Origin of the sequence: Billgrantia kenyensis, assembly GCF_013697085.1 — a bacterium.
Lineage (GTDB): Bacteria > Pseudomonadota > Gammaproteobacteria > Pseudomonadales > Halomonadaceae > Halomonas > Halomonas kenyensis.
In genome coordinates this window covers 48800-54897 of the sequence record NZ_JACEFT010000026.1, presented here as the reverse complement: position 1 = coordinate 54897, position 6098 = coordinate 48800, and the positions used below count along the sequence as shown (strand labels likewise).

Sequence of the window (6098 nt, the reverse complement as noted above, 5' to 3'; positions counted from 1 at the left end):
AGCTTCTGAAGGTAACGTGCTCTGTGTCCGACTAGCTTGCTTTGGCTCGGTGGGTGTAAGGTCCGCCGGGCCTTTTTCGTGCGCGCTGGCAAGTACGCAACCATTTTACAAGCACGCCAGAGCCCGGCAGGCGCCATGCCTGCCGGGCCGGTGGTACATCGCTTGCGCTCAGGCGCTCTTGGCGAGTCCGAGGTAGGCCTGCTGCACGGCATCGTCGGCAAGCAACCCCTCAGCCGTACCCTCGCCCACCACCGCACCGTTCTCGATCAGATAACCACGATCGGCAATGGCCAGGCTCTTGCGTGCGTTCTGCTCGACAAACAGCACGCTCACTTCGATCTCGCGGATTCGCTCCAGCGCCTTGAACAGTTCGCCGGCCATCAGTGGCGACAGCCCCAGCGAGGGCTCGTCGAGCAGCAGCAACCGTGGCGCCGACATCAGTGCTCGACCGATCGCCACCATCTGCTGTTCGCCGCCGCTCATGGTGCCGGCCACCTGGCCGAGGCGCTCTTCCAGCTTGGGAAAGAGCGTCATCACACGTTCCAGGCTGCGCCGCTCAGCGGCCCTCGCCCGCTTTGGATAGGCCCCCAACAGCAGGTTCTCGCGCACCGTCATGGCACCGAAGATACCGCGCCCTTCCGGGACCAGGGCAATACCGGCCTCCACCACCTCATGGGGCGGCAGCCCGAGCAGATCGATGCCCTCCAACTGCACTTCGCTGCCCGAACGGGCCGGCACCTGGCCGCTGATCACCGACAGCAGGGTCGACTTGCCGGCCCCGTTGGCACCCAACATGACCACCATCTCACCAACCCGCACTTGCAGATCGATGCCCTGGAGCGCCAGATGCTGCCCGTAGGCAGCGGATACATTACGTAGTTCAAGCATGAGCATCGTCCCCCAGGTAGGCGCGCACCACCTCAGGCTCGGCCAGAGCCTCGGCCGGGGTGCCCTCAGCGATCTTGACCCCGGCATTCATGATCACGCAGCGGTCGCACAGCGAGCGAATAGCATCCATCACATGCTCGACCATCACCATGGTGACGCCCTCGCCGCGCACCTTGCGCAGCAGTTCGATAGCCTCGACCAGTTCGGATGGATTAAGACCTGCCAGCCATTCATCCAGCAGCAGCAGGCGCGGCTGCAGCGCCAACGCCCGTGCCAGCTCGAGGCGCTTCTGATCCATGTAGGTGAGCTCCTTGCCCAGCGTCAGGCGCCGGTGCGCCATGCCGACCCGCTCCAGCAGCGCCTCGGCCTTTGAGTCGGCGGCTGCCCCCCAGGTAGGCTGCGCGCCGAACCCCAGGCCAGCCTTGACGTTGTCCAGGCAATTCATCGAGGGCAGCACCCTGACCAGTTGGAAGGTCCGTGCAATGCCATGGCAGGCGATACGGTTGGCCGGCAGCCCGGCGATGTCATGGCCTGCCAGTCGGATCGTGCCGGCATCGGGCTTCAACGCCCCCGATACCAGATTCATCATGGTCGTCTTACCCGAGCCGTTGGGCCCCAGCAGCCCGACGATCTCACCCGCAGCGACGTCGAAGCTCAGACCGTCCACCGCCCGCAGGCTACCAAAACGGCGCGTGACGTCGGACACGGCGAGCAGCGCTGTCGATGTCGTCATAGTGCGCTCTCCTTCTGCAGGTTTTCCCCGGCACGCCGGCCCGGGAAACGCTCACGGTAGCGCTGCACATAGCCCTCGATGAGGCCCGCCACCCCGTGGGGCACCATATAGACGATGGCGAGGAAGGTGATGCCCAGCAGAATGCTGAACAGTTGCGGGAAGCTCGAGGAGAGATACTCGAACAGCAGCACCATGGGAATGACCCCGAGCAGCGGGCCGTAGAGCCGTCGGGCACCGCCCAGCAGCGCCATGATCAGCACTTGGAACGAAATGTTGGGGTTGAAGGCGATGCTCGGGTCGAGATAGGTCCAGCGCGGCGCCACGATGGCCCCGACCAGCGCCATGAAGGCGGCGCTGAGCGAGAACACCAGCACCTTGATCAGGGTGATGTTGACGCCACAGTGCAGTGCCACCGTTTCGTCATCGCCGATCATGCGCAGCGCAAAGCCGACCCGGGAGCGCTCGATCAGCCAGCCGACGATGAACAGCAGAGCCAGCACCGCCGTAAGCTGCCAGACGATCTGCTCCTGGGTGATGTCGAGGAACACGTAGCGGCCTACGCTGCCCGCCTGGGTCGACTCGTACCAGTTCACCACCTGGCGAATCAGCTCCGCCAGCCCGAAGCTGAAGATGACGAAATAGACCCCGCGCAGACGCAGCGTAGAGAGCCCGACCAGCAGCGCCACCAGGAAAGCGATGGCCGCGGAGAGCAGCAGTACCGCGCCCCAGGGCAGCTGTTCGCCGAGTACCGCCACGGTATAGGCACCGATACCGAAGAAGGCCACGGTGGCCAGGGAGACATAGCCGCTCGGCCCCGAGAACATCGCCCAGGCGGTGGCCAGGATGGCGAACATCAGGAAGTTGATGGCCATGGAAAGCCCGTAGCCGCCCACGAAGCCGGGCAGCAGCGCGAAGCCGATGACGCCGGCCAGCAGCAGGATGGCACCGAGCAGCGTCGAACGTGCGTTCGTGGTCATGCGCCGGCCCTCCCCATCATTCCGGTCGGTCGTATCAGCAGCACGAGCAGAAATAGGGTGAAGGTAGCTGCCAGCGTGAGACCCGGCGCCACGTAGACCGCCACGAAGCTCTCCACCAGGCCCAGGATCAGCCCCGCGGCCAGAGCCCCCAGCAGATGACCGGCACCGCCCATGATTACCACGATAAGCGCCTTCATGGTGAAGACGACCCCCATCGAGGCATTGAAGGTGGTGAACATGCTGACCAGCACGCCGCTGGCGGCCACCAGCCCGCCGCCCAGCGCAAACGCCATGGCCGAGGCCGCGCGCACATCGATGCCGGCCAGCTGCGCCGCCCTGGGGTCGACGGATACCGCCCTCAGTGCCGTGCCGGGGCGGGTGCGTACCAGCAGCAGATATAGCGCCGTGCCCAGCACCACCGCGACCCCCACCGCCAGCAGGCGATCCGCAGCAATCGGTGAACCGGCAATCATGAACACGTTACTGATGTAGGTGTAGCTGAAGTAATTGCTGCCGAAGAGCAGCAGTACCAGCCCCTGGATCACGAACAGCAGGCCGAAGGTGGCCAGAATGCTGTTGACCTCAAGCTCGCCGCGATCCCGCGAGCGCCTCACCAGTGGGTGCAGCATGAGTTGATAGATCAGCCAGTTGGCGCCGAACGCCACCGGCACCACCAGCAGCAGCGCCAGCAGCGGGTTGATCGCCTGCACCTGAAACAGCCAGTAGGCGGAGAAGGCGGCGGCGATCAAAAACTCCCCGTAGGAGAGGTTCATGATTCTGGCTACGCCGTACTGCAGCGTCAGCCCCATGGCCACCAGGGCGTACATGCCACCCAGGGTGAGGCCATTGAGCAGGGCATCGAGAAAAGCCATGGTTTACCCCTGTGTTCTGGACGAGCAGCGGCAGGCGAGCCGCCTGCCGCTGGGTTAGCTCAACGCCAATCCGGCTTGGGCAGCACGATCTCCGCCGCACCTTCGCGGTCGCTGGGGCCAATGGCGCGGAACACGCCGTCCTGCCACTGGCCGACCTGCCACCCTTCCCAGTAGGCGCGCCCTTCCAGGGTGATCTCACCCAGCACCGTGTCGAAGGTGCCGTTCTCCATCTCGGCCACCACCTGCTCGTGGTCGATGCTGCCGGCCCGCTCAATGGCCTGCTGCAGCACCTGCAAACTGGCGTAGGTTGGCGCGCTGGCCCACAGGTCGGGGGCCTGTCCGGTCATTTCGGTATGGCGTTCGATGTAATCCACCATCACCTCGCTGTCGGTATCCACGCCGCCGATGCCCAGTACCCCTTCGACGTTGTCGCCGAAGCGGTTCTTGAACAGCGGGAACGCCGTGCCCACGGCGGTGTAGAACAGCGGCGGGTTGAAGCCGAGGGTCTGCGCCTGATCGGTGATGGCGATGGTTTCAGGCGGATAGCTGAACGCCAGGAACGCCTCGGGGTCGCGCTGGCGGGCACTGTTGATGATGCCCTGCATGTCCTGGGTGCCCGGCGGATACGACTGGCTGTAGACGACATCGAAATCGGCCTCCTGCAGCAGCGCCCGGGCCGCGTTGGCCAGCTCGATGCCGAACTGATCGGCCACGTTGACCATGGCCACCCGGCCTTCGATCTCGCCGCTCTCACGCAGCTCCTCGAGCATGGTCACGATGCCCTCGGCGTAGTGGCTGGAGGTGCTTAGGAAGAAGAAGAGACGCGGCCAGCGGTCCATCAGATCCTGCTGGCGGTCGGACACCGCCGTCACGGCCAGGTGCGGATAACCGGCGCGATGCAGCACCGGTGCCACCGCCAGGTTGAGTGCCGTACCCCAGGGCGGCAGCACGAAGTGCACCTCATCCTGGTTGATCAGCCGCTCGACGGCGCGAACCGCCTCCTCTGAGCTGCTGCGGTCGTCGTAGGCCACCACCTCGATGGGAAGCTGGCGATCCCCCACGCGGATACCGCCGGCCTGGTTCACCTCCTCCACCCACAGCTTGTAGTTAGGAGTGATGGTGGTGCCGGCACCCCCGGCATAAGGCCCCGTATCGGAGACGGCATAGCCGATGCGTATGCTCTCCGGCAGATCGTCGGCCATGGCGGGAAGGCTCAGGGCGACACAGGCTCCGATTCCCAGTAGCGCCCGGGTAAGTGAGGTCGATGGCATGATAGCGGCTCCGTTTTTTCTTGTGGCTCGATGGCTTTTGCATATAAGTTCGAATAACGAACAAAAATACGCATTGCATATCGAGCCTAGAATTGCCGCGAGCTGACGTATAGTCATGCCAAAGTTGTAGCCTTGAGGGCGCTCAGAAAAATTTAGAAATTACAATGACTTACAACCACCGCGACGGTCATTTAACAGACTTATATCGTTCATCGAAGTGATCTATTTATTGCGGTTCTTAGGCGGGACGGGGCGAGGCAAGCAGCGCCAAAACGAAGGTAAGACAGGGCCTTGCGAAATCCACGCCTGGCACTGCCAAACAGCTTGGCAAAGAATGCTGCGCGCAAGCGGGCATTGCGTCGCTCGATGGCACGCATTTTTGGATCAGGATTATGGAAGGCCATGATTTCCTCCGCTGCCACTTTGGAAGCGTAGCAAATTGGGGACGATGGCACCCGGCCCAGCACAAGCGTTTCAGGTAGTGAATGAAAGTCGGCAATCAGCCAAGAGCAGTCATTAAGACTAAGCTGATATAACTGTCGGAGCTGACCGACGGACAGTAGGCCGGCGAAGCCGGCCGATAGGACGTCCGTGTCGAACGACATGCTAGGCCGCAGGAGGCTCAACAGACGCTCTTTTGGGTATTACGCCCGTCTGAGCACTTCCTTCAATTCATCCTCGATCGCCCGCACAAAGGAGCTTACAGAATCATAAGGAGTGCCGGACGAAAGCTTCCTCAATTCGGATCTCATATCCGTCCACAGAAATCCCAGGGCGCTTTTTAATCGCATTCCGGTCGCCTGTAGAGAGCCCACTGGTATTGCCGCTGTCATGAACCAAACAGTTCCACACGGATGTGAGAACCTGGATTTCCGACCAAACGCCCTTCGGCAGATCTAAGTGCCCGTAGCGCACCAAGAACTTGCGCTTCTTCGACCATTGCTCACCTGAAAGCTCACAAGGTCGAAAGGTACGTTCTCCTCGCCGATGGCTTGCCTCAGAACCGAGCAGGCGCGCTCAAGGCAGGTCTCCAGCAAGGACGTCAGGTAGATCACGTGCGAGTACCGGATGCGCTTTAGTATTCAGCAGCGACGATTCCCCTGTCGTTCACATTCTCGACGTCTTGCGCCATTTGCTGGCGCACCTCCTCCTGTTCAGAAGCCAACATATTGGTCAGGACAGCTTCCGTCTCCTTCAGATACCAGTCGAAGAGCTCCAGCTCGAAAACATCGACGGTATTAGGCTCGAATTGGGCAAGAAAGGTCTTTCGCATCCTGCGCTTCAGGTGTTCCGGAACTTCGAACTCAGAACTTCTCATATTGCGGCGCGACCTCCCTGCAGTTTAACTGCGTATTAT

General features: G+C 62.2%; 6 protein-coding genes. All 6 read right to left on the bottom strand.

Annotation, left to right across the window (positions count from 1 at the left end; translation table 11 throughout):
• Positions 1 to 168 precede the first annotated feature (168 nt).
• Entirely contained in the window at positions 169 to 888 is a 720-nt protein-coding gene (locus H1D44_RS16795; protein WP_181516114.1) for an ABC transporter ATP-binding protein, read from the bottom strand.
• Positions 881 to 1621: an ABC transporter ATP-binding protein gene (locus tag H1D44_RS16790; protein ID WP_181516112.1), complete on the bottom strand. Its 741-nt coding sequence runs from the start codon at positions 1619 to 1621 to the stop codon at positions 881 to 883. The genes H1D44_RS16795 and H1D44_RS16790 overlap by 8 nt, the downstream gene beginning before the upstream one ends.
• Entirely contained in the window at positions 1618 to 2598 is a 981-nt protein-coding gene (locus H1D44_RS16785) for a branched-chain amino acid ABC transporter permease (RefSeq protein ID WP_181516110.1), read from the bottom strand. The genes H1D44_RS16790 and H1D44_RS16785 overlap by 4 nt, the downstream gene beginning before the upstream one ends.
• Positions 2595 to 3470, bottom strand: coding sequence for a branched-chain amino acid ABC transporter permease (locus H1D44_RS16780; RefSeq protein ID WP_181516108.1), 876 nt, complete (start codon positions 3468 to 3470; stop codon positions 2595 to 2597). Before H1D44_RS16780 ends, H1D44_RS16785 begins: the two co-directional genes overlap by 4 nt.
• A gap of 59 nt (positions 3471 to 3529) precedes the next feature.
• Complete coding sequence (locus H1D44_RS16775) at positions 3530 to 4741, bottom strand: amino acid ABC transporter substrate-binding protein (protein WP_181516106.1); 1212 nt, start codon at positions 4739 to 4741, stop codon at positions 3530 to 3532.
• 1075 nt (positions 4742 to 5816) lie between these two features.
• Positions 5817 to 6059 carry a hypothetical protein gene (locus tag H1D44_RS16770; protein WP_181516104.1) on the bottom strand — a complete coding sequence of 81 codons (243 nt, stop codon included), beginning with the start codon at positions 6057 to 6059 and terminating at the stop codon, positions 5817 to 5819.
• Positions 6060 to 6098: the final 39 nt, after the last annotated feature.

What these genes read in the sequence shown, in the direction of transcription:
- H1D44_RS16775 (WP_181516106.1), bottom strand. Translation starts at nt 4,741, where the DNA reads ATGCCATCGACCTCACTTACCCGGGCGCTACTGGGAATCGGAGCCTGT.
- H1D44_RS16790 (WP_181516112.1), bottom strand. Translation starts at nt 1,621, where the DNA reads ATGACGACATCGACAGCGCTGCTCGCCGTGTCCGACGTCACGCGCCGT.
- H1D44_RS16785 (WP_181516110.1), bottom strand. Translation starts at nt 2,598, where the DNA reads ATGACCACGAACGCACGTTCGACGCTGCTCGGTGCCATCCTGCTGCTG.
- H1D44_RS16770 (WP_181516104.1), bottom strand. Translation starts at nt 6,059, where the DNA reads ATGAGAAGTTCTGAGTTCGAAGTTCCGGAACACCTGAAGCGCAGGATG.
- H1D44_RS16780 (WP_181516108.1), bottom strand. Translation starts at nt 3,470, where the DNA reads ATGGCTTTTCTCGATGCCCTGCTCAATGGCCTCACCCTGGGTGGCATG.
- H1D44_RS16795 (WP_181516114.1), bottom strand. Translation starts at nt 888, where the DNA reads ATGCTTGAACTACGTAATGTATCCGCTGCCTACGGGCAGCATCTGGCG.